Genomic DNA, 23,955 nt, shown 5'->3' on the forward strand with positions numbered 1-23,955 from the left:
CCTTCGTTTTTTTTTGATGCGAACGGTTTCAAGGTCAAATAAAGTTTTTATTTATTCTTTTAATCCGGATTTCACTCCGAGTACGTCGTCTTTTCAATCGATTTATCCGTTCTTTTTCATAAAAATAATGAACAATAAAGTAAGATATTACGCCAAGGATAATGCCAAAAATGGTCATCCCGATTAAAGCATGAACCCCACCATGAATCAAACTGACTAGGCTATGAAAATCTCCGTGCAGCAGTCGATTGAAAGAAAAGGAACCGTTATCCCCCAGTTTTACCTTCATCGGTAAGATCAATTTCCCTAATTTTCTGGCAAAAGGCAGTAAAAGCACAGGCAATAAAGTAAGTTTTCCAATCACATTTCCAATAATCGAAGCTGGTAAAGATCCTTTAGCCAAGCGGACGATTGGTACAAATAAGATATATATAAGTGAGGCAGATGAAATCACTAACATTTCTAGCCCAAATCCAATCGCAAATCCTAATGAAACCTTTTTAGCCCCTCCCGGTGAACGGAGAAGTTTTAAAAAGTTTAACTTAAAAGCACGTCCTAAACGCTGGAAGAAATTGTACTTATTTTGTTTTATGCTCATAAGTTAACCTCCCTACCCAATACAACAAATATTATAGTTTAATTATATTCCAAAATTCACAAATAAACCATAAGTACTACATAGGTTATTGCTGGTTTTTCATTAAATTTTCCTTAAAATATTATTTGAGTACAAGATTAAGGTGAAAAATTACCTAGTCCTTCACAAATTGAGGATTTTCCACTTAAATAAAGTGATAATATTATAGTATGCAACAACCAACAAAGGAGTTACCACAAATGTTTAAAGCCCTCATTGTTAATAAGCAAGAAGAACAATTTTCTGTAGAAGTGCAAAATTTATCACTGACCGACCTGCCTGAAGGTGAAGTATTAATTAGAGTCCATTATTCTAGTGTCAATTATAAAGATAGTTTGGCAAGTATTCCGAATGGCAATATTGTCACGCGCTATCCATTCGTTCCAGGAATCGATTTAGCTGGTACAGTCGTTTCATCAAGTGACTCCCGTTTCCAAGAAGGGGATGAGGTCATTGCCACTAGTTATGAAATTGGGGTTTCCCATTTCGGCGGATATAGTGAGTATACCCGTATTCCTGCCAAATGGATCGTTCCTCTTCCATCTGGTCTAACTCTCAAAGAAGCCATGGTCATTGGCACTGCAGGTCTTACTGCTGCATTATCGGTCCAACGCTTAATAGAAAATAATGTTTCACCTGACAAAGGTAAGGTTCTCGTTACAGGAGCAACTGGTGGAGTAGGCAGTTTTGCCGTATCTATTCTCGCAAAACTTGGCTACGAGGTGGAAGCAAGTACGGGAAAAGAAAGCGAACAAGATTATTTAAAAAAACTTGGAGCAATAAACGTCATTTCCCGTGATGAGGTTTATGATGGAAAAATTAGAGCTCTAGGTAAACAAAAATGGTTTGCGGCTGTCGATCCCGTTGGTGGTGAGCCTCTTGCTTCCTTACTTAGTCAAATCGAATACGGCGGTTCTGTCTCAGCAAGCGGGTTAACGGCTGGGACGAAGCTCCCAACAACCGTGTTCCCATTTATTCTTAGGGGTGTCAATTTATTGGGAATTGACTCGGTTTATTGTCCAATGGAGGTACGATTAAAAATTTGGGATCGTCTCGCTTCAGATTTTAAACCAGCAAACCTAGTTGAGCTTATTCAGGAGGAAGTGACACTTGAGCAGCTTCCTGAGGTACTTCCTACTCTCTTAAAGGGTCAGGCACGAGGTAGAATGATTGTAAATTTAATTTAGACTTTGGTTTTCGCTGATAAAATGGAAAAATCGCCGGAATGTGTCTCGAAATCGCTGATAAGTTCATCAATATCGCTGATAAGACCCAAAAAACCGCCGATATAGTGAATTTTCAACACCGAAACCTAAAGAAAGACTGCTCTTATTCGCAAAGGAGCAGCTTTCTTTCATGATTCAACGATACTTGGGCAGAATATGATTTTCAATGGGTAGATGTTGCTCCTCTATCCCCTCAATCACCAATTTTGCGATTTGCGTAGCACCATATTCCTGAAAATGAGTAGGATCCTCTACTCCTTGAGGATAATTTGGATATTCACCAGCTTTCAGCCATAAAAATAATTTTTTGGTTTTTACAGCTCCTAGCTGTTGGTATAATGTTTTACTTTTGGACGCTAAATCGATCACTGGGACATTCTCCTCTTTAGCAAGTGCCTTCATGGCGGCTGGATAACGGCCATGGGTATCCAATGCCCTGCCACTACTTGAAAAACTCATCCGTTGAACGGGTGTGATTAGAACCGGAATGGCTCCTTTTTTCCTCGCTCCGACAATATACTGTTTTAAATAGCTTTTATAGGTTGTGTCTGGATTTGTGTAGAGGTTTGGATAGTTCACTTTTTCATCATTGTGACCAAACTGGATGAACAGATAATCTCCTTTTTGGATGCTGTTTAAAATCGAATTCAATCTGCCTTCTTGAATGAAACTCTTCGAACTTCTCCGCCGTTTAGCAAAATTCCGGATTGTTACTTCTTTGTCCAGCATGGTCGGAAGAACCTGCCCCCAGCCGGAACGTGGAAATAATGAATTAGGATAATTGGAGACCGTTGAATCACCTGCGAGATAGATGGTGACAGGCTTTGATGGGGCTTCCTCTGCCATCACCAGCTTTGGTTTCGTTTCTAGTCGATTCATATTTGTATATACTACAAACCCCGCTAGGATAACCATCAAAGAGATGAATGCGAGTTTAATTTTTAACCTTTTTTTCAAACTTTGTTCCCCCTATTAAAAAAACAACTCATTTAAGCTTATTGTTCCTGTTACATACCCAATCAATCCATTTTCACACCTTTTAGAGATGATGTACAGTATTTTTTTTAAGCTAAGGCTCTGTTAAATTTGGGGTTGATTTCCGCGAGCGTGCCGGGGAGCCTCCTACTCCCGCAGGAGTCGAGCGCCTTCCGCTCCAATCAACAGGGTACAAAAAAACAACAATTTCGTTTAACAGAGCCTAAGCTACAACAAAAAGAGAGACAGATTGCCTGCCTCTCTTTTTGTTCCTTTTTATTCGTGGAAATTGGTACCGTCAGTAGTTGCTCTTACAATACCAGCGCGGATAACAAAATCACCGAAGTGCTCGTCTTCCTGTCTTTCTTTCGCATAGCGCGGAAGAATCACACGTAATTCCTTAAGGATTTCTTCTTCTCCGATATTTTCACGGTACATTTTGCTAAGACGGGTGCCGTCGTGAGCTGCACCAAGGTACATATTATATTTACCAACCGCTTTACCGATAAAACCGATTTCTCCAAGCGCGTGTCGTGCACAACCGTTTGGACATCCAGTCATTCTAATGGTAATTTCTTTTTCTCGTAAGCCGTTTTCATCAACAATCTCTTCAATCTTTGTAATTAGAGTTGGTAAATAGCGTTCTGCTTCTGCCATCGCTAAACCACATGTAGGAAGAGCGACACACGCCATTGAGCTGCGGCGAAGAGCAGAATAATGCTTACCGTCTGTTAAGCCATATTTTTCAATCAATTCATTGATTTTCTTCTTTTTCTGGCTCGAAACATTCGCAATAATCACATTTTGGTTACCGGTCAAGTGGAAATCACCCGTATGGACCTTGGCAATTTCACGTAAGCCCGTTTTTAATTGATAATCTGGGTAGTCCGCCACACGGCCGTTTTCAATAAAAAGGGTAAAGTTCCATTTTCCTTGAACCCCTTTAACCCATCCGTAACGGTCGCCGTTATGATCGAATTTGAATTCTCTAGCTTCGTCTAGACTCCAGCCAAGGCGGTTTTCAAGCTCAGCCTTAACGTTTTCCAGACCAAGACGATCAACTGTGTACTTAAAGCGGGCATTTTTACGTACGGAACGATTGCCATAATCGCGTTGGATTGTAATTGTTTTTTCCGCTACCTCATAAAGTTGGTGCGGTTTAACGAAACCGATCACTTTTGCCAACTGAGGATATGTTGCCGTATCACCATGTGACATCCCCATACCGCCGCCAATTGCTACGTTAAAGCCAACTAGTTTGCCATCTTCTACAATCGCGATAAAGCCAAGGTCTTGTGAGAAGACATCAATGTCATTGTGTGGTGGCACCGCAATACCAATTTTGAACTTACGTGGCAAGTAAGTTGGACCATACATTGGTTCTATTTCTTCGAATTCAGGAGTGCCAGCTACTTTTTCTTCATCCAACCAAACTTCGTAGTAGGCTCTTGTTTTCGGAAGAAGATCATCACTTAATTTTTTAGACCATTCATACACTTCGGCATGGATCTCGGATTGATACGGATTCGAAGCACACATAACGTTACGGTTTACGTCACCGCATGCTGCGATTGTATCCATAAGTGCTGAGTTAATTTCTTGAATGGTACTCTTCATATTCCATTTTAAAATTCCATGCATTTGCCATGTCTCACGTGTGGTTAGCTTAAGCGTGCCGTTACCATATTTATCAGCTAGTTCATCCATTACTAGCCATTGGTTCGGTGCTGCTACTCCCCCAGGAAGGCGAACACGAAGCATGAATTGATAAGCTGGTTCTAACTTTTGCTTAGCACGCTCGTTGCGAAGGTCACGGTCGTCCTGCAAGTAGCTGCCGTGGTGCTTCATTAGACGGTTATCATCGTCAGGAATACCGGCACTCATTCGGTCCACCATTACTTCTTTCAACGTACCACGCAGATAATTGCTTCGTACCTTAATATCCTCAACATCACTTGGTGGTCCATCTGGTGCTTTTAAAATTTGATTAACCATGTTGAAATAAATCTCCTTCCACAAAAATCAATATACATCGCGCTGGTAACGTTTTTGCTGCTGCATGTCGGCAAGATAAGCTTCTGCTTCTTCACGGCTTAGGCTGCCTTCTTTTTCAATGATGTCGATGATTGTTTGATGGACATCATGTGCCATGTGTTTCTCATCACCACAAATATATACAGCGGCACCTTCTTGCAGCCATTGGAACAATTCCTTGCTGTTTTCAAGCATACGGTGTTGGACATATACCTTTTGGTCAGTGTCTCTTGAAAACGCAACATCCATTTTTGTTAATGTTCCGTTTTGCAGCCATTTTTGCCATTCAACTTGGTAAAGGAAATCTGTCACGTAATGCTGATCACCGAAGAACATCCAGGCTTTTCCTTCTGCCCCTGTTTCTTCGCGTTCCTGCATAAAGGAACGGAACGGTGCTACACCCGTACCAGGTCCAACCATAATGATTGGTGTTTCAGGGTTTTGTGGCAGTTTAAAGTTTTCGTTTTGCTGAACGTAAACATTGAGGATGTCCCCTGGGTTAGTCCGGTCAGCAACTAATGTCGAACATACGCCTTTTCGGTCGCGTCCATGTGCTTCGTAACGTACGGTACCAATCGTTAAATGAACTTCATCAGGATTAGCAGCTAAGCTTGACGCAATGGAGTAAAGACGACTTGGTATTTTTCGTAAAATGGATACAAACTCTTGTGCCGTTACATTCCATGGTGCATAGTCGCGAACTAAATCTAGTACATCACGTCCATGCAGGTATGCTTTTACCTCTTCTTCTTTACCAGGTGCAAGAAGGTCTTGTAACTCTTTATTACCTGTTAGCTCTGCTGCTTTTTGAAGAAGTGGTTTTGTAAGAACTGTAATTTCATAATAGGAAACAAGCGCATCGTTTAAAGTACGAACGTCCCCTTGTTTCACGGTTACTTTTTCGTCAGGATTCAGGTTTAATTCCTTAATTAAGAGATCCACTAGTTCTGAATCATTATCAGGATAAACGCCAAGAGCATCACCTGGTTCAAAAGTCAGACCGGAATCTTCAAGTGAAAGTTCCAGATGGTGTGTCTCTTTATTGGAGCCGCGCCCGTTAAGATTGATATTTTCAAGAACCTCCGCTTTGAATGGGTTCGTTCTTGAGTAAACAGATTCAGCTGCTTGGTTTACTGCTACCGCTTGAGCAGATGCTTGGGCTGATCCAGAAGCCTCACCTAAACTTGAAAGAACACCTTCAAGCCATTCTGCAGCAGGCTCATCAAAATCGACATCACAGTCAAAACGTGGATATAGTCGTGTACCGCCAAGTTCTTCAAGACGTGCATCGAAATCTTTTCCTGTTTGACAGAAAAATTCGTATGAGCTGTCACCAAGAGCTAAAACGGAAAAATGTAACTCATCTAGTTTTGGTGCCCTTTTGCTGTTTAGGAACTCATGGAAGCTAATCGCATTATCAGGCGGCTCCCCTTCTCCGTGAGTGCTGGCAATGATAAGAAGATTTTGAAGCTTTTTAAGATTGTTAGCTTTAAAATCGCTCATAGCGCTGACAGTTACTTGATAGCCCTTCGCTTCAAGAGTTTGTGCTGATTTTTTCGCTAATCCTCGTGCGTTTCCTGTTTGGGAACCGTAAAGGATTGTTACCTCTTTTGAGATTTTTGCATTTTCTGTTGGAAGCTGTGTCAATTGGGCTGGTGCCGTTCCGAGTTGGGAACCGGCAAGATAGCCGCTAAGCCACACTTTTTGTGTTTCAGACAAAGTTGGCAGGAGTCTATTAAGGAGCTCCACTTGCTCCTGTGTAAACGGGCTGTTTAATACCTGAAGTTGCAACAATACCACCTCACATGGAATAAAAAATATTATTTTGCAAAAAGATTGAAAACATTCTCTCTAATAATCTAGCATGCCATTTTTTTATGATTCAGACAACTATTATCTAAAAAAAAACAAAGAATATTTAATAGAATTCATTCACTAGGTGAAAATTACCAGATTTAAAGTAGAATTGAGCATGGAATATCGCTTCCTATGATCAATTCTCGCGCTCTGTTGCCCGCGCAACCACCATATCCTCAATCACCCGATGGCTGCTTAAGATACCTGTATGATAAATCTCTCGCCCTAGCTTCGACCACTTTCGAATCTCAGCGGTTACTTCTGCAATCAATAACCCAGAGAATAATAAATAAGGAATCACAATGACCCTGCCCTCTGCTGTTTCCATCACTGTACGTAATCCTTCTTTAAAACGAGGTTCCGCCGCTGCTAAATAGGAGACTGAAACACCTTTGATCCCGAGGCGCTCCTTCAAGCCTGCGGCAATCAAATCGAAATCAGCGAGCGTATCCGGGTCACTGCTTCCCCTTCCGACAATTAAAACCTGATCCTGCTGGACAACTGTTCCAACAGTCTCTCTAACCAGCTCAGCCACAGCATCCAGGATGGCACCTTGAACACCGAAAGGATCCTTGACATTGATAGAAATATCAGGGTAAGCCATGCTTAAGCTGTCAAGGACATTGGGGATATCCTGTTTGATATGGCCGGCAGCCAATAAAAACAAGGGAACTACTGTTATTTCCGTTGCCCCTTTTTGCACACACAAACTGAAACCTACTTCAATCGATGGCTCGGTCAGCTCTAGAAAACTAATCTCCTGTATCGGCACAGTCACACGCTCACTCACTCGGGCAATAAAGGCTTTTGCCTCATCTGCACCTTTTTTCGAGCGTGTTCCATGACCAATGTATAAAATGGCTTTCATCTACATCCCTCCAAAGACTACCCCTGGACAACTGGCAATTTAGGAACAATTTCCTCTTGAAACCAGTTTAACCGATGATGAAGCTTTACAACCTCCCCAATCACAATCATGCTTGGATTAGAGATTGTAGCTTCCTTCACAAGTTCCACTATGGTCTCAAGCGTCCCTACGACTGTTTGTTGATCGCTTAGGGTTCCCCAGTGCACAAGTGCAATCGGTGTCTCAGGTAATTTACCAGCATCGATTAACTGCTTGGTAATGGTTGGGAGATGGGAAACACCCATATAAATACACAGCGTATCCACACCATTTGCCAGGTGATACCATTGATGTTCAGCTGCCTCGTCGCTCGCCTGGTGACCCGTGATAAAGGCAAAACTTTTGCTTAATCCACGATGGGTGACAGGAATTCCGGCATAAGCCGAAGCGGCAATCCCGGAAGTTATCCCGGGAACCACTTCAAACGGAACCTCATGCTTCACACACTCTTCCGCTTCCTCGCCGCCGCGCCCAAACACAAATGGATCGCCGCCCTTTAACCGAACAACCTGATACCCTTTTTTAGCGTATTTGACTAAAAAATGATTAATCGTTTCTTGCTTCATCGTATGATAATGTGGGAGCTTACCGCAGTAAACTAGCTGTGCCCCTTCTTTTGCAAGTTTGAGTAGTTCAGGATTTACGAGCCTATCATAGAGGATGACATCGGCTTCCTGCAGGCATCGTAATCCTTTGACCGTTATCAAATCTGGATCTCCAGGACCTGCACCTACTAAATAAACCTTGCCAGCCATGGCTGCTCACCCTTTCCTATCTAGATGATGTTCTTTTCTTGTAAGTATGCAAAAATTTGTTGAACGGCTTCACCCACTGTTAATTTGTCAGAGCGAATCGTAATTTCTGGGCGCTCTGGAGCTTCATATGGTGAATCAATTCCAGTAAAATCTTTAATTTCTCCGCGGCGTGCTTTTTCATAAAGTTTCTTTGGATCACGCGCTTCACATTGTTCAAGCGGGCAGTCAATAAAGACTTCAATAAACTCGCCCTCTTCAAACAATGCCCGAACCTGATCGCGGTCAGAACGGAATGGCGAAATAAACGCTGTTGTTACGATTGCTCCGCTATCGACAAATAGTTTAGCAACTTCACCAATACGGCGAATATTTTCAGTACGATCGTAATCTGAAAAGCCCAAATCCTTATTTAAACCATGGCGGATATTATCGCCATCTAGGACATATTCATTGATCCCTTGACGGTATAATTCACTTGAGACCGCATTCGCAATCGTGGATTTACCTGAACCAGAAAGTCCAGTAAACCATAGAACGGCACTGCCGTGACCATTTTGAGAACGGCGGTCTTCTTTTGAGACTGTAGTTGAATGCCAAGTAATATTGGTTGCTTTAGACATTGTTGCATTTCCTCCTTAAACTGTTGCGGTTTCTTCTTTCATTCCTTCGATTAATACTTCGACAACTTCTTTACGGCTGAAAGTTGCAGGAGGAAGTACACCGGCACGAAGCATTTCTCTAACTTTTGTTCCTGAAAGGATGACGCGATCTTCTTTAGTGTGCGGGCAAGTTTTATCTGAAGCCATGCCTTCACATTTTGTGCAATAGAAGCTATGTTCAAAGAATAATGGTTTAATGCCAAGCTCGCCTTCTTCAAAATTACTGAAGATGTACTGTGCATCATATGTTCCGTAGTAGTTGCCTACACCCGCATGGTCACGACCAACGATGAAGTGTGTGCAGCCAAAGTTCTTACGAGCAATTGCATGGAAAATCGCTTCCCTTGGGCCAGCATAACGCATTGCCGCAGGATATACACCAAGTTGAACGCGTTCAGCAGGATAGTAATTATCAAGCAATACACGATAGCTTTTTAAACGAACTTCTGCTGAAATATCATCTGATTTTGTTTCTCCAACAAGCGGATTAACAAATAATCCATCAACAGTTTCTAAAGCTGCTTTTTGAATATACTCATGTGCACGGTGGATTGGGTTTCTCGTTTGGAAACCAACAATGGTTTTCCAACCTTTTGCTTCAAAGATCTCACGTGTTTCTTTTGGTTCATACCATACATCAGCGAATACGCCTTTTTCTGATTTTTTAACTAGTACAATATCACCTGCTACATAGACAGGTCCTCTTTCATAAAGACGTTTTACACCTGGGTGAGCTACTTCGTCAGTTTTGTAAACTTCAATGGCTTCTTTATCTAAATCTGGCTCATACCATTCAGATACCTTGATCACACCATAAACCTCGTTTTGAAAAACTAACTTGATTTCTTCGCCTACTTTTAGTGTTGCAGCTGTTTCGTATGAAACAGGCAATGTAACTGGAATCGACCAGATGGTGTTGTCGGCCAAACGCATGTTAGCCACTACATTTTCATAATCAGCTTTACCAAGGAAACCGGTAAGCGGGCTGAAAAGACCTACACCAATCAACTCAAGGTCACTCAAGGCGATTGCATCAATTTCAATTTCTTTTTCGATGGTTGTTAGATCATAAGTTGGATTAAAAGCTTGAATTAGTTTTCCTCCATGAGGTGCTGGTAAAAATGACACGTTTAATCAAGTCCTTTCTTTTTTTGAAAATAAAATATATATATCAATAAAAATGTAAAACTAGCAAACTTAGTCTATCGCAATTTTTTGTATATGGAAATATACCCGATTGTTTTTATCCACGACTTGGAATCAAGAATACCTTCATCGCAGAGTGATGGATATTAACGGGTATGTAAGCCGCATTCTGTCTTGCCGCTTCCAGACCAGCGTCCTGCACGTGAATCTTCACCATCTCCTACAGGCTTAGTGCAAGGGAAACAGCCGATACTTGGATAATTTTGGTCATGTAAAGTGTTATATGGAAGATCTTTTTTCTTAATGTAATCCCAGACCTCATCCCAAGTCCAATGAATTAATGGGCAAATTTTAATATTCTCGAATTTATCATCTTTATTAAGGAATTCCGTATTGACCCTTGTTGGTGACTGATCACGGCGGAGACCGGAAATCCATGCTTGTTTGGCTGTCAAGGTCTCTCTTAATGGGATTACCTTACGGATATTGCAGCACTGGTTGGCATCTCGAAGCCATAAAGCTGAGCCATATTCTGCTGCTTGCTCATCAAGCGTTACTTTTGGTTGTTTCCGCTCAATTTTTAGGGATGGGAAACGAGCTTCGATTTTATCGATGACTTCGTATGTTTCTGGAAAATGTAGTCCTGTATCTAAGAACACAATCCGTGCATCGGGTTTTACCTGTTGGATTATATCTATTAATACTATTGCCTCTGCGCCGAAGCTTGATGCATACACAATTTCATCATCAGCATAGTTGTTGTATGCCCACTCTAATACGGAGCGTGCCCCTTTTGTTTCATCGTCGAATGAAAATGTGTCAGAAATTTGTTGCCAATTTTGATAGGTTACAGCAGCTGTCATGCGACATACCTCCTTTTTTCATAAAAAAAACGTCTTCCTGGCTGGCTGACGTGGAAACAGCCTCCAGACTTCTGGTCAGCGGATTTTATTTTTTTGATTAAGACGAACCTTTTCATTTTTCTCTATTTGTACAATTTTGCCATCTTGAACCACCAGAGTTATGGAACCAAATTGTAAGGAAACCAACATGTTCTCTAAATGTGTGATCAGTTCTTCCCTTTCCGCAGCGTTCAGATGATTCGCCTCCTTTATACAAAAAACGCCTTTCCCTGTTTTAAGAAAGGCGCTCACAAAAGTCGAGTAAACACCTTATCTCCCAAAATGAAAACCATTTTGCTGGAATTGGCACCTTGCTTGGCAGGTTGCCGGGCTTCATCGGGCCAGTCCCTAAGCCTCTCTCGATAAGAATTTGATTGATGAAATTAATCCTACCATACCAATAGGTTTTATGTAAATAAAAAAACATAAAATTTTAAAAATTATCTAATTCATTATACAGTAAAAAATTTTTTATGGAAACTGATGCCCTTTTTTGAACATCTGCATTTACTGTATTGTGGAAGGAGGAGGATCGTGATGACAGAATTAAATTTTCATCATGTTGCCCATGAACTATTGAAGAAAGAAGTGGAAGTGGTTACCCTTCAAGGGGATTTTACTGGAAGACTTCTCGAAGTTGGTCATGACATAATTGTGATCGAATCGAGAGGTAGAGTTCGTCCGCGTGTATTGGCGATTAGAATCGAAACGATTGTCGCCATTTTCCGTGTAGAAAATATTATTCCAAGAGGTCCATTTGGTTTTAATCAAGGACCATTCGAGGAATCTACAGACCATCATCATGAGAGCAGTAGCAGCAGCAGTCATTAAGGACGTAAGAGAAAGCAGATGTTGCTTTCTCTTTTTGTTTGAGGCTAAACAAGGGGTTGTTCACTTTAATTTTAATACGTTAACATGGTAAAATAGTTGAATGGTAAATATCATGTCCCCATACAATGGAGAACGTAATGAAAAATTTAATAGACAGAAGGGTTTCTTTTGAAAAAATCAGCAATGAATCTAGACCATAAATTAATTCGCATTTCGCTTACGATGTTGGCGGCTTTTTTGGGTGGACTTTTGTTCAGTTTCTTACATACACCGATTCCCTGGCTCCTCGGTCCCATGGCTGCGGTTTTAATGGGTGCCAGGTTTGGCAAGATTGCTTTTTATTGGCCAGTATGGATCCGGGATACTGGTTTAATTATCGTTGGCTATTCAATTGGGTTATCATTTACCCAAGAGGCGCTTTTGCAAATTATCGCGAAACTTCCGTCGATGCTTCTGATGACGACGCTGCTTGTGTTTTTTTGTGCAGGTATTGCCTGGATTGTTTCGAAACTAACGGGGGTGGATTATCCAACTGTTCTAACCGGGAGTATTCCTGGTGGGCTTTCGCAAATGATTATTTTTGCGGAAGAGATGAAAGGAATTGATATTACGACCGTGACTTTTCTGCAGGTAGCGCGGTTAATGATGATTATCTTCGTCGTTCCCTTTCTAATATTAGGTCCGTTGTTTAACCATTCGAGTAGTGGTACCGGGGCGGATATGGTCGATCAAGCAGGACAATTATCGGGACCCGTCTTTCCGAATTTGGTTTTGTTGGCGATTATTTGTGTGGTGTGTGCTTTCTTGGCGCGGAAATTTAAATTTCCCACACCCAATTTATTAGGTCCAATCCTTGGGACAGCCATTGCCGGGATTGCCGGTCTACATGGACCTGTCTTGCCTTCATCTGTTTTAGATATTTCACAGTTTATGATTGGTTCCTATATTGGTTTATTATTGAAGCCAGAGAAACTAGAGCATAAAGCAAAAGTCATCAGTCTTGCGTTTTTGAGCGGTCTTTTGATGATTGCCGGGTCGGTCGGCTTAGGGCTATTGCTCATTTATTTTTACCACATTACCCCATCGACTAGTTTACTAAGCTTGGCGCCAGGAGGAATGGACCAGATGGCCCTTCTTGCCCATGAAGTCCATGCTGATTTATCAATGGTCACAGGTTTCCAATTATTCCGGCTCTTTTTCATTTATTTTGTCGTTCCACCAATGCTGAGACTATTCTTTAAGGTGGGATCGAGAAAGATTAAAAGAACCGCATAGTTCGTAATAATAGACGCCATTCTCTCAAGAGAATGGCGTCTTCTTGGTGTCTGGCACCATTTGGAATATTTCCCCCATAAAAACCGGTCAAAGCTAGTTAATGGTACCTGTCACCGTTTCATTAAATTTTTGCTTTTGTATGTGAATAAGTCTCATCGAGAGGGCGATTCCTGCGGCGAGGAGGCCGATGGTTAGGCCGATCCAGTAGCCTCTTGCTCCTAAGTTGGTGAAATTAGCTAACAAGTAACCGGTTGGCAAACAGATGAGCCAGTAGGCCACAAGTGTCATGATAAAGGCAATGTTTACGTCTTTATACCCTCTTAATGCCGCTTGGGCTGTTGCCTGGATGGCATCGGAAATTTGAAAGAACAGCGCAAAGATTAAAAAGTTGGCCGTCAAATTTATAACGGCTTCTTCTGTTGAATAAAGTCCTGCCACCTGATAGCGAAAAGCAACCACAATTAAACCGGTCCCGATGGCAATTAACACCGCGATGGCAACCCCTAACCAACTATATTGTTTCGCATCTTTGTATCTCTTAGCGCCCACTTCAAACCCGACAAGTACAGTAAGCGCTGTTGAAATACTAATGGGGATCATGTATATGAATGAAACAACATTTAAGGCAGACTGATATGCCGCTATGGTTGTCACATTAAACTTACTCAACAAAATGGTTACAATTGCAAACACCGTGGTCTCAAAGAAAACAGAAAGCCCCATCGGCACCCCGATTTTTAAAATCTCCTGACAATATTCCCACGAAAATTCCTTCAGATTGGGAAAAACGGAATAAGAAGAAAAAGGTTCATGTTTTTTAATCACATACACCGTCATCGCAAGGAATACCCAATCCGTAATCGCTGTGGCATAGCCTGCCCCTGCCCCACCAAGCTCAGGAAAACCAAATTTCCCGAAGATCAGGACATAATTCAACACTAAGTTAATAGGCAATGATAAAAGCATAATAATCATAATGACACGGGTTTTACCTAAGGCATAAATAAACGAACGAAGCACATTAAAAATAAACAGCGGAAGCAATCCAAAACTAAGTCCCACTAAGTAATCAAAGGCAGTGTCTTGAACTTTAGGTGAAAGTTTCATGAAATTTAGAATGGGGTTTAACAAAAAATATCCTAGAATAACAACTATCATGGTAATTAAAACAGAAAGGTAGATTCCATTTTTTACCACAAACGAAACTTCCTCTTTCTTTTTTTGTCCAAAACGCTGGGCCGCAATCGGTGATACTGCAAGGAAAATCCCACTAATTCCGTTGAAAACAGGGCTCCAAATAGACGTGCCAATCGCCACCCCGGCTAAATCCGAACTATTATATCTTCCGGACATAATCGTATTAAAGACAACCATTGAAAACATACCAAGTTGGGTAATTAATATGGGTAGTAATAGGACAATGATTTGTTTTGTCTTTTCCTTAAGTGTAAAAGTTTGGTTCATATACTATACTCCTATAAAAATAAAAATCCGAATTTCATTATACCTTATTTTGGTTGAAATTTCCGCAAAAAAATAAGACTTCTAAAGAAGCCCTATTTCTTAACAATTTTTGAGGGGTTATTTATTTTATATAATACCGCTTCCTCAACGATGAATTCCTCTGCTGCGTCTTTCCCCTTGCCCAATTTTTTAGCCGCCACTTTTCCATCGAATTCAAGAACATCTCCAGATGCTAATTCAAACTTTTTCAAAGTTTTACTATGGCTACACCATGCAAGGCCTAAATCAAGAGGATTTTCCTGAACGATTTGTACATTCTCCAATACAACTACCTCATCATTTTCCTCATTAAATGGATTATAGACGAGAGCAAACTGTTTCACAGATGCGGTAAAATGAACCTTATCCACTGGAAGCTCTAATTTCGGTGCTTTCTCTTTCTTTGCTTTTGGTTCCCTAGCTGGTTTTGCTGGTGCCTTTTCCTTTTTTTGAGCCTCGACCGGGGCAGCGGTTTGTTTTGTTACTTCTTCTGTTGTTGCACCCCCCGAATCTTTTTCATCCATTTGGATCAGACTTTCCTTTCCAAAGCTAGACGACTGCATTTCCTTTAAAAAGGCCGGATGAATACAGGTTAGCTTGCCATCCTGAAACTCAATTACCAGTGTGTTAAACTCGTCTGTATTACCATAGGTTTCAAATCCTTTAATGATCACTTGACGCTGAAGCTTGCGCTCTTTGTACCAAAACTCTCGTTTAGCAGCTGGTAATCCCCACTCTTTTAGTTTTTCCTTAAAATGATCTTCATCACGAAAGGTTTGATAATCCCCTTTGGGCGGAATATATTGTGTTACTTCGGATTGTTCTATTTGTGAACGCAGAATGGCCATCACGACAATTGCCTCCATTATTATGTATTGTTTCTAGATTATAACATTTAATATTGAAAATGATAATGGAAGCAGATGCTTCTCTAAGAAAAGAAAAAAGACTCTCGCAATGAGAGCCTTTTGTTGAATGGCTTAAAAATTATATTTTACGAACGTTAGAAGCTTGTGGTCCACGTTGACCTTGTTCAACGTCGAAAGAAACTGCTTGACCTTCGTCTAAAGATTTGAAGCCTTCGCCTTGGATTGCTGAGAAGTGAACGAATACATCGTCTCCACCTTCGCGTTCGATGAATCCGAAGCCTTTTTCTGCGTTAAACCATTTTACTTTACCTTGTTCCATGTGTGGTTCCTCCTGCTGTGTGCTGTGCACACAATTTGTTACTATCCTTGCTCAAATCTTCAAGACAAAAAGCAGTTACACTTTAACGTTCTTTCCGACTCACAAAAATAATTCTTCTTTACTATAACAGAAACAAACTAATTAAGCAAACACTGTTGAAGCTTCTTTTGCCTTTTGATAGAAAAGTTATAGGTAAATATAGGCATTTTATACCATAATTTGTATTTCTAAATTGCATTTAGATAAGGCATTTTTGATAGTATAATAACAAAGGAATTTTAATAAAAGGGCTCTGTTAATTTGGCTGTTGAGCGATCGCCGCCCGGATATTTTTATTGAAGGGATGCACATCGTCTTTATTGGATCAGCAAGTATTTGCTTCGTTTCTGCTTTTCTGACCGGGATGCGGTTATTCAGGGCAAAGGTGGCGTTACGACAACATTAAAATTTCTTCAATAGACAAATATAATTTTTAAATGAATCATATTTTTAGAAGGAGTGGATTTTTGATATTCAGGAGGGGCCTATGATTAGAATCAATCATCAGGTTGTAGAACCGAGCGAGCTTAAAGGAATAACTATACCAGAACAGAAAAATATTATTCAATTAATGGCACGTTATCAAACGTCGTATGAATATCAGTCAAGTAGTCAACTGAAGTTTGAGCTCCTTTTTCGTACCAATATCATGAAGGCCGCCCGGGAACTGAACAAGAGCGGGGCAAAGTTTACCACTTTCACGTATGCGTTTTGCAATAAAACGTATTGGGATCGATTACCAAATGGCGGATTTTTATTAAAGCCTTCGGCTAGCCCGTCTGTGGCGATTTTAGACATTCTTAAAAATGGCAAACTCTATGCGTTTGAATGTAGCACTGGGAAAGCGATCGTTTTATATATCGCTACACTTTATACGATTGGACAGGAGCGCTTTGATGTCTTATTTGACCGGCTTTATTTAATGGATTGGCAATTTGATGATGACCTCCCCATTTATCAGGTGTATTCAGATGATTATCTGCCGGGTGATATTCTTCATTTTAACAATCCCGATTTTGACCCAAAACAGCCGCATTGGCGTGCTGAGAATGTGATCTATTTTGGCGATGATTCCTATTACGGTCACGGAGTTGGCATCCAAAACGCTAGTGCCATCATCAACTTCCTAAACAAAAAAAGAAAGCCTAATTCCAAGAATTCCGCCTACCTCATGCGCTTAATAACCCGTCCATATTTTCAATCTTTTTTATACTAAAATACGTAAAATAGGTGACAGGCACCGCCCAAGGGCGGTGCCTGTCACCATTTCTACTTTTATGAAGTTCTAAAAGTTGATAAACGCGTCTTCTGCTTTTACATTGGATTTAATGACTTTGTTGTCTTTTAGCCATTGGGCGACCTGTGACCATGTTTGTGGGTCTTGGTAGCCGAAGGATTTGTCTTTTGCCTCCATGAGTGGCAAGAGAATGTTTAAGCTCTTCGTTTCAATGTCTTTCTCTAATGGAGATGATTTATCTTCATGTTTTAGTAAAATAGATAAGCCGTCTTCTGGATGGTCCTGTACATATTTTTGACCTTCCCGAACCGCTGTCATAAACTTTTTGAACACTTCTTGTTTCGCTTTTAGTTCTTTTTCACTGCCGACTAATACTAGTTCATAGTAATCCGGTACCCCATAGTCAGCCGGATTTAGCGTGCGCATTGGATGTCCCTCTTTGTCGAGTAATAATTTCTCGTGATTAATATAACCGCCAATCAGTGCGTTTGTTTTCTTCGTAGCCATCGCCGGAATTAAGTCCCAGCCAACATCGACCATTTTAATCTTCGAAGCATCGCCTCCATCAGCTTTTACCATCGATTGAACGATTGCCTCATCTAATGGAATCGATGGATAGCCAATCGTTTTCCCTGCCAAGTCCTTAGGTGATTTAATGGAGCTGTCAGCTGGAACCATTAATTGATTAAGCGGGTGACGGACAATCGCAGCAAACGATTTTACGGGAATATCCTCGCCGCGAGCCACCAAGACCTGTGGTTGATAACTTAAGGCCATATCGACTTGGTTCGCTGCCACTAATTTTAACGGATCATTGGTATCTGCTGGCATTTGTATATCGACATCTAGACCCTGTTCTTTAAAATAGCCCTTCTCCTCCGCAGCATAAAGGAAAGAGTGGACCGCATTTGGATACCAATCTAGCATTAAGCTCACTTTCTCGAGCTTTTGGTCTGTCCCTGATGTACTCTTTTTAGTTGCACTTTGATCGTTTTTTCCGCAAGCACTTAGAATCAGCAGCAAAAGACTGATCATGATTATGGCACTTTTCTTCATTTTCACTTACTTCCCTTCTTAGATGTGAACTTTATTCTTTAATAGTTGTTTTTCAATCAAACTGATCAATAAAAACAAAACAATTCCTAATAATGATAATAGAAAAATAGCAGCAAACACGGCATCAGCCTGTAAACTTCCCGACATCCGCCGGCTGAAGTATCCAAGACCCTCACTGGCACCCAGCCATTCGCCAATCGTAGCCCCGACAACACAATAAACAACCGACATTTTTAATCCAGACATAAACGACGGCAAGGCAAGCGGCACTTGAATTTTTTTAAAAATCGACCAGCGGTTTGCCCCCATTGTCAACAGTAATTCACGGTACTCCTCGGCACCTGATTTCAACCCATCATAGGTACTAACGACAATCGGGAAAAACGCGGTTAAAATCGTGACCGCAATCTTGCTCCAAATTGAATAGCCAAACCACATGATGAAAATCGGCGAAATCGCAATCAGTGGAATGGTTTGTGAAATAACCAAAAATGGATAAAGGACTTTCTCTAAGGAACGGGAAAAGTGCATCCCGACTCCGAGCATAGTGCCAGCCGTAACCGAAATGGCAAAACCGATTAAAACCTCTTTAAGAGTCGCAGGCAGATGCACCTGAAACAACAGTTCTCGGTTGTTCATCAAAGAGCGCCAGATCGCAGATGGAGATGGCAAGATAAACGCTGGTATAATCCCCCGATTCACGATTATTTGCCATATGCTGACAATAAGAATCACAACGATGACAAATAAACCGTAATCACTTCCCCATTTTGTTAATTTAGTTTTCATGTTGTATCAGCCACTCCAGTTCTTTTCTCATTCTAATAAAATCAGTCTGGTAGATTAGTGCTGAATTTCTTGGTCTTGGCAGGTCGACCTTCCATTCCACAATTCCTTCCCCTTTGAGAACATAGATTCTGTCACTAAGCAATAAGGCCTCCTCCAGATCATGGGTGATGAATAGGACCGTTTTCTGTAATTCTCCCCACAGACCCAATAACCAGCTATGCATGTTTCGTTTTGTCATCGAATCAAGTGCCCCAAATGGTTCATCCAATAACAATAGGTCTTTTCCGGTCATAAGCGTTCGTAAAAAAGCAACCCGCTGCCGCATTCCGCCTGACAGTTCATTGGGATATGAATTTTCATAATCAGCCAGTCCAAAACGGGCCAGCCATTCACGGACTTCCGCTAATTTAGCTTTCTTATTTCCTTTGGCCATTTCTAGCGGCAATAGAACATTGTCTAAAACGGTTCTCCATGGTAAAAGCAGGTCCTTTTGCGGCATATAGCCAACTTGTCCTAATCTCTTGCCTGTCACTTTACCCTCGTTTATAAGGATTTCACCTTGATCTGGTTCAAGTAACCCTGTCACTAACTTAAATAGAGTACTTTTTCCAGAACCGCTCGCCCCAATGACAGAAACAAATTCCCCTGCTTTCACATCAAGTGACAATTGTTCAAAAATCGGTTTCTCCTTGCCAAAGGTAAAAAATAGTTCGTTAATCTGTAGCATCGATGAATTAGACAGGCCACTCGCCCCCCAGGTAGACCATATCCCAAAACATATATTCAAAACGGGAGGTTGTTAAGAAGTGTTCTTCTAAAATGGCTAATTCCCATTCCGGCTTACCTTCTGTTAATTGATCTAATAAATCAATGAGCCACTCAGCAAGAGCCCCAAACTCTAGGGAAGAGTACATGTTAACCCATTCACCATAGAGATAGTGCTCACTAGCACCTTGATAGTTAGCTGCTAGCATCTTGCCAATCTCCCAATAGCTCCACATACACGGCAATAAAGCGGAAATTAATTCTTCCAATGAACCATTTTGTGCCACATTTAACATATATCGGGTATAAGCTAAATTTATTGGCGTCGGCTTCGTCTCTTCTAGCTGCTCGTGGGTAATCTCAAACCTTTCAGCATATTGACGATGTAAGTCCATTTCCCCATGCAAGGTCTCATGAAGAAGTTTGGCAAAGCTAGCCATTGTCTCGATGTCTCTTGCTTTTACCGCTCCAAACGCAAACAGTTTGGAATAATCGATTAAGAACACGTAATCCTGTTTCATGTAGCGAATAAACGACTCAACCGGCAAGTCGCCTTTTCCCATTCCGACTACAAATGGATGCTGATGGGTTTTCTCCCATATATCACTTACTTTTTGAAAAAGTCGCTGAGAAAATTTCATGCTGGTCCTCCTATCTCTTCGTGTTGCACCACTCAGCAATAAAAATAGCGATTACCTTTGTAAAATCTAACAGCTGCTGTATGTCCAACTTTTCATTAACGGCATGCGCATCTTCTAACTTTCCAGGTCCAAAAATGGCAGTCGGAATCCCCGCACGGCCGAGCCAGCCTGCATCGGTGACAGTAGTGGACATTCCCACATTTGCCTTTTGCTCTGTCATTTTTTCAAATGAGCTGGTTAAAAGTTGGGTTGCTGGGTGTTCCTGATCGATTTCTAAGGATGGAAAAATCTCACCGCGATCGACAATCATCGATTTGCCACCCCAAACAAACTCTGGCGGATTGTCCTTTAGCCATGGATCTGCGGCGGCAACAGCATAAATGTGCTGCTCAATTTCATTTATCACTTCTTCATAATCTTCATTTGGATAAAAATGAACCGTTACCCATAATGCACAGCGATCGGCCACAAACGCCGCATGCCTTCCTCCCTCAATAACAGCAGGATTAATCGTATTCGTGCCTGGTGGGAATCCTTCATAGCTTTTGGTGACAGCCCAGTGGCGTTCTAATTCCTGAAGTCCAGCGATAATTTTCATCATTTTTTCAATCGCACTGGCCCCTTTGATCCCGCCGCCGGCATGAATCATTTTTCGGCGGATCCCATCGTGATGAGTTTCTTTACTTTGAATGGTGATCCAGCCGGTTATGACGCCGCCTTGTCCTTGAATATGTAAATCACTGGTATCAACGACTACCGCATAGTCTGCACTGTAGCCCCGCTCGACACAGGCCTGTGTCCCAGCTTCCCCTACTTCTTCCCCAATAACGGATTGAAATTGCAGATCGCCTTTTAAGGTAATACCAAGTTCTTTTAACAGCTTTATAGCGAAAAGAGATGCAGCAATACCGCCCTTCATGTCCGCAACACCCCGTCCAACGATGTGACCGTCCCTAATGACCGTTTCAAATGGCGGTGTCAGCCATTCTTTATCGTCTCCCACTTCGGCAACATCCACATGTCCATTTACGATTAAGCTATTAAAATGCTCTGAAGAATCCCCGCGTAAAATTCCGACCACATTAGGATCCCCTGGATAGACATCCCACATATCCGTGGTAAATCCTAAATTTTCTAAATAGGTCTTAATAAAATCCTGAACACTGTTGGTATTACGGGCAGGAGGGCTGACAGTTGGAAAGGCAACCAGCTGGGATAACAGGTCAAGCAATTCGTCTTTTCTTGCTTCCACTTCACTTGTCATTTTTTCCATTAGTTCCTCGTTCATGTTTCTCACTCCACCAATCTAATTTTTAATAGCTGGAGATTTGTTTTCGTCCACTGTTACTACTTTCTTTCTTAAGAAGATAACTAATACAACAAATCCTAATAGTGCACCCGCAAAAGAGCTGAAAATGAATAACGGGATAAATCCAAATAATGTTGCTTTTTGTCCTAAAATCAACGTAGCAATTGGATAGGATAGCAATGCACCAAGGACACCCGTCCCAATAACTTCACCTGCAAATGCTAAGTAAATCTTTTTTGTTTTTAAAAATAAGAGTGATGCTAGCAAAGCTCCGACCATACTGCCCGGAAAGGCAAAAATGGATCCTGTTCCCATAAGATTTCGGATAAGCGAAATACAAAAGGCCTGGGCAACCGCGTAATAGGGACCTAATAAAACAGCCGATAACACGTTAAAAAAATGCTGCATAGGAAATACCTTTGTAAAACCAATCGGAATGGCTACCATGTTACTTGTAATCGTACCCATCGCTATCATCATCGCCGTTAGTGTCAGCTTATACGTTTTACTCATGTTCTAGCGCCCTCCCATTCTCCACATTATTTTTTAATGCCTTTGCTGCATCGAATGGTGAGTCTGCATGGCTGATGGCGGTAATGACAGAGACACCATCGGCTCCAGCCTTGATGACTTCGGCGGCATTTTCACTTGTTATGCCTCCGATTCCGACGATCGGCATCGTGTTGCCTTGTTGGCGTAAGATTTCGATTAATTCTGTTCCCCGCACTGGTTTAGCGTCATCTTTTGTGCTAGTAGGGTAGATTGGACCAATGCCATAATAATCGGCTCCTCCGTTCAGAGCGGTCTCTGCCTCTTCTGGGGAATGAACAGAAACTCCGAGAATTTTATTGCCAATCTTTTTCCGGACCTCGCTTACTGGTTCATCCTCTTGCCCAATATGTACTCCGTCTGCATCTAGCGCAATCGCCAGCTCAATGTCATCGTTGACGATGAAGGGAATTTGGTTTTCTTTACAGATGTTTTGCAATTGTTTGCCCAAATCGTATTTGTCCGTTCCCGTTAATGCATTTTTCCCTTTTTCACGGAATTGAAAAAAGGTAACCCCACCGGCGATAGCTTCTTTTAATACTTCGGCAGGACTTTTAAGGCAGTTGGGACTGCCCATGATAAAATAAACCTTTAAAGCCTCTCTTAATTCATTCACGTCTTGAAACCCCTTTATCAAAACTTTTTTATAGGCTGTTTTAAACATGGATGTTGATTTCCGCTACAGGCGCTCAGCAAACCCGCGGGCGTGCAGGGCATTGAATCTTTGATTCTGCCCACGCACGAAGGAAATGCGACAGCATTTTCGAGGAGTCGAGCTTATCCGTTCCAATCAACATTGTTAAAAAAACATTAATTACCTTTCTTTAACACAGCTTTCTATTAAGAAACTTCTCTTTGTTTTCTTATCTTCTTCTTTTCCTTAAAGCCCCATGGTTTGTTGGTCCATGACCATGGCCGATTTCAATGCCATCCTCAATGGCAGCCTGGATAAATTCCTTTGCTGTCAACACAGCATCGTAGACCGTTGCTCCTTTTGCAAGCTCTGCTGTTAGCGCTGCTGAAAAGGTACATCCGGTCCCATGGGTATTTTTCGTTGGGATACGATTGTTCGTAAAGGTATAAAATTCTGAACCATCATAAAGTAAATCTGTCGATGCAGCATCATCTTCATCATGACCACCTTTAATGACTACCGCTTCCACACCAAGAGCGCACAACTTCCTAGCAGCTTCCTTTTTATCCTCAAGGCTGATTATTGTCATACCAGTCAGAACCTCTGCCTCTGGTATATTCGGTGTAATCAGCTTCGCAAGCGGTAAAAGGTGAGTTTTCATTGCAAAAACCGCTTCTTGCAGCAGGAGTGAGGCACCGCCTTTGGCAATCATAACGGGGTCTACAACGAGATTTTTCCAGTTGTATTTGCGAATTTGCTCAGCTACTGCTTCAATAATATCTGAACTAAACAGCATCCCTGTTTTTAAAGCATCCGTACCGATATCCTCACCAATCGCTTGAATTTGTTTAACAACAGCTTCCGGTGTCATCGGATATACACCATGAACACCTAGTGTATTTTGTGCAGTGACCGCTGTTATGACAGACATTCCAAACACCTCTAGTTCCTGAAACGTCTTGATGTCAGCTTGGATTCCTGCCCCGCCGCCGCTATCTGAACCGGCGATCGTTAAAGCTCTATTCATCTTACAAACCTCCA

The 23,955-nt window shown here is 41.6% G+C and carries 25 protein-coding genes and 1 riboswitch; of the genes, 4 read left to right on the plus strand and 21 right to left on the minus strand.

All coding sequences use genetic code 11. The features are described from left to right. Positions 1 to 34: 34 nt before the first annotated feature. Positions 35 to 598, minus strand: a complete 564-nt coding sequence (locus JOC76_RS11135) for a DUF2062 domain-containing protein (protein ID WP_205177685.1) — start codon at positions 596 to 598, stop codon at positions 35 to 37. Positions 599 to 837: 239 nt separating this feature from the next. On the opposite strand from JOC76_RS11135, the gene JOC76_RS11140 reads away from it, so the two are divergent. Then, positions 838 to 1,824 (plus strand): NADPH:quinone oxidoreductase family protein, encoded by a 987-nt coding sequence (locus JOC76_RS11140; RefSeq protein WP_239557678.1) that lies wholly within the window; start codon positions 838 to 840, stop codon positions 1,822 to 1,824. Positions 1,825 to 1,998: 174 nt separating this feature from the next. Here the strand turns inward: JOC76_RS11140 and JOC76_RS11145 are convergent, their stop codons facing one another. From JOC76_RS11145 to JOC76_RS11185, 9 genes are all read right to left on the minus strand, one after another. Continuing rightward, positions 1,999 to 2,742, minus strand: coding sequence for a rhamnogalacturonan acetylesterase (locus tag JOC76_RS11145; protein ID WP_205177805.1), 744 nt, complete (start codon positions 2,740 to 2,742; stop codon positions 1,999 to 2,001). 372 nt (positions 2,743 to 3,114) lie between these two features. After that, positions 3,115 to 4,833 carry an assimilatory sulfite reductase (NADPH) hemoprotein subunit gene (gene cysI, locus JOC76_RS11150; RefSeq protein WP_205177687.1) on the minus strand — a complete coding sequence of 573 codons (1,719 nt, stop codon included), beginning with the start codon at positions 4,831 to 4,833 and terminating at the stop codon, positions 3,115 to 3,117. A gap of 27 nt (positions 4,834 to 4,860) precedes the next feature. After that, entirely contained in the window at positions 4,861 to 6,663 is a 1,803-nt protein-coding gene (locus tag JOC76_RS11155) for an assimilatory sulfite reductase (NADPH) flavoprotein subunit (RefSeq protein WP_205177688.1), read from the minus strand. 202 nt (positions 6,664 to 6,865) lie between these two features. Beyond that, entirely contained in the window at positions 6,866 to 7,597 is a 732-nt protein-coding gene (locus tag JOC76_RS11160) for a sirohydrochlorin chelatase (RefSeq protein WP_205177689.1), read from the minus strand. A 17-nt stretch (positions 7,598 to 7,614) separates the two neighbouring features. Beyond that, on the minus strand, positions 7,615 to 8,391 hold the full coding sequence (gene cobA, locus JOC76_RS11165) for a uroporphyrinogen-III C-methyltransferase (protein WP_205177690.1): 777 nt from the start codon (positions 8,389 to 8,391) through the stop codon (positions 7,615 to 7,617). 20 nt (positions 8,392 to 8,411) lie between these two features. Next, a complete protein-coding gene (gene cysC / locus JOC76_RS11170; RefSeq protein ID WP_205177691.1) occupies positions 8,412 to 9,011 on the minus strand; it encodes an adenylyl-sulfate kinase in 600 nt (199 codons plus the stop codon). A gap of 15 nt (positions 9,012 to 9,026) precedes the next feature. Beyond that, entirely contained in the window at positions 9,027 to 10,178 is a 1,152-nt protein-coding gene (gene sat / locus JOC76_RS11175) for a sulfate adenylyltransferase (RefSeq protein WP_205177692.1), read from the minus strand. A 164-nt stretch (positions 10,179 to 10,342) separates the two neighbouring features. Then, the gene (locus JOC76_RS11180; protein ID WP_205177693.1) at positions 10,343 to 11,059 is read right to left on the minus strand and encodes a phosphoadenylyl-sulfate reductase; all 717 of its coding nucleotides are present in this window, start codon (positions 11,057 to 11,059) and stop codon (positions 10,343 to 10,345) included. A gap of 75 nt (positions 11,060 to 11,134) precedes the next feature. Next, positions 11,135 to 11,269 carry a YezD family protein gene (locus JOC76_RS11185; protein WP_205177806.1) on the minus strand — a complete coding sequence of 45 codons (135 nt, stop codon included), beginning with the start codon at positions 11,267 to 11,269 and terminating at the stop codon, positions 11,135 to 11,137. A 96-nt stretch (positions 11,270 to 11,365) separates the two neighbouring features. Further along, positions 11,366 to 11,467: riboswitch (SAM riboswitch) on the minus strand. Between the two features lie 168 nt (positions 11,468 to 11,635). On the opposite strand from JOC76_RS11185, the gene JOC76_RS11190 reads away from it, so the two are divergent. After that, complete coding sequence (locus tag JOC76_RS11190) at positions 11,636 to 11,929, plus strand: hypothetical protein (protein ID WP_205177694.1); 294 nt, start codon at positions 11,636 to 11,638, stop codon at positions 11,927 to 11,929. A 168-nt stretch (positions 11,930 to 12,097) separates the two neighbouring features. Further along, positions 12,098 to 13,204 (plus strand): AbrB family transcriptional regulator, encoded by a 1,107-nt coding sequence (locus tag JOC76_RS11195; RefSeq protein ID WP_239557679.1) that lies wholly within the window; start codon positions 12,098 to 12,100, stop codon positions 13,202 to 13,204. A gap of 93 nt (positions 13,205 to 13,297) precedes the next feature. On the opposite strand, the gene JOC76_RS11200 is transcribed toward JOC76_RS11195, so the two are convergent. From JOC76_RS11200 to JOC76_RS11210, 3 genes are all read right to left on the minus strand, one after another. After that, the gene (locus JOC76_RS11200; RefSeq protein ID WP_205177695.1) at positions 13,298 to 14,668 is read right to left on the minus strand and encodes an MATE family efflux transporter; all 1,371 of its coding nucleotides are present in this window, start codon (positions 14,666 to 14,668) and stop codon (positions 13,298 to 13,300) included. 92 nt (positions 14,669 to 14,760) lie between these two features. Beyond that, positions 14,761 to 15,555 carry a hypothetical protein gene (locus JOC76_RS11205; RefSeq protein WP_239557698.1) on the minus strand — a complete coding sequence of 265 codons (795 nt, stop codon included), beginning with the start codon at positions 15,553 to 15,555 and terminating at the stop codon, positions 14,761 to 14,763. A 139-nt stretch (positions 15,556 to 15,694) separates the two neighbouring features. Further along, a complete protein-coding gene (locus JOC76_RS11210; RefSeq protein WP_160718861.1) occupies positions 15,695 to 15,895 on the minus strand; it encodes a cold-shock protein in 201 nt (66 codons plus the stop codon). A gap of 526 nt (positions 15,896 to 16,421) precedes the next feature. On the opposite strand from JOC76_RS11210, the gene tgl reads away from it, so the two are divergent. Next, on the plus strand, positions 16,422 to 17,150 hold the full coding sequence (tgl, locus tag JOC76_RS11215) for a spore coat transglutaminase TGL (RefSeq protein WP_205177697.1): 729 nt from the start codon (positions 16,422 to 16,424) through the stop codon (positions 17,148 to 17,150). Positions 17,151 to 17,219: 69 nt separating this feature from the next. Here tgl and JOC76_RS11220 read toward each other — a convergent pair whose 3' ends face one another. The 8 genes from JOC76_RS11220 to thiD all read right to left on the minus strand — a co-directional run bounded on the left by JOC76_RS11220 (position 17,220) and on the right by thiD (position 23,941). Next, entirely contained in the window at positions 17,220 to 18,227 is a 1,008-nt protein-coding gene (locus JOC76_RS11220; protein WP_205177808.1) for an ABC transporter substrate-binding protein, read from the minus strand. 18 nt (positions 18,228 to 18,245) lie between these two features. Next, entirely contained in the window at positions 18,246 to 19,016 is a 771-nt protein-coding gene (locus tag JOC76_RS11225) for an ABC transporter permease (protein WP_205177698.1), read from the minus strand. Beyond that, a complete protein-coding gene (locus JOC76_RS11230; protein ID WP_205177699.1) occupies positions 19,006 to 19,743 on the minus strand; it encodes an ABC transporter ATP-binding protein in 738 nt (245 codons plus the stop codon). The genes JOC76_RS11225 and JOC76_RS11230 overlap by 11 nt, the downstream gene beginning before the upstream one ends. Positions 19,744 to 19,750: 7 nt before the next feature. Continuing rightward, a complete protein-coding gene (gene tenA, locus JOC76_RS11235) occupies positions 19,751 to 20,422 on the minus strand; it encodes a thiaminase II (RefSeq protein WP_205177700.1) in 672 nt (223 codons plus the stop codon). Between the two features lie 10 nt (positions 20,423 to 20,432). Next, the gene (locus tag JOC76_RS11240) at positions 20,433 to 21,710 is read right to left on the minus strand and encodes an acetylornithine deacetylase (protein WP_205177701.1); all 1,278 of its coding nucleotides are present in this window, start codon (positions 21,708 to 21,710) and stop codon (positions 20,433 to 20,435) included. 18 nt (positions 21,711 to 21,728) lie between these two features. Further along, the gene (gene thiW / locus JOC76_RS11245) at positions 21,729 to 22,244 is read right to left on the minus strand and encodes an energy coupling factor transporter S component ThiW (protein ID WP_205177702.1); all 516 of its coding nucleotides are present in this window, start codon (positions 22,242 to 22,244) and stop codon (positions 21,729 to 21,731) included. Next, entirely contained in the window at positions 22,237 to 22,944 is a 708-nt protein-coding gene (thiE, locus tag JOC76_RS11250) for a thiamine phosphate synthase (RefSeq protein ID WP_205177703.1), read from the minus strand. The genes thiW and thiE overlap by 8 nt, the downstream gene beginning before the upstream one ends. 199 nt (positions 22,945 to 23,143) lie before the next feature. Beyond that, positions 23,144 to 23,941 carry a bifunctional hydroxymethylpyrimidine kinase/phosphomethylpyrimidine kinase gene (gene thiD, locus JOC76_RS11255; protein WP_205177704.1) on the minus strand — a complete coding sequence of 266 codons (798 nt, stop codon included), beginning with the start codon at positions 23,939 to 23,941 and terminating at the stop codon, positions 23,144 to 23,146. Positions 23,942 to 23,955: the final 14 nt, after the last annotated feature.

The organism is Neobacillus cucumis, from assembly GCF_016908975.1.
Taxonomy (GTDB): domain Bacteria; phylum Bacillota; class Bacilli; order Bacillales; family Cytobacillaceae; genus Neobacillus; species Neobacillus cucumis.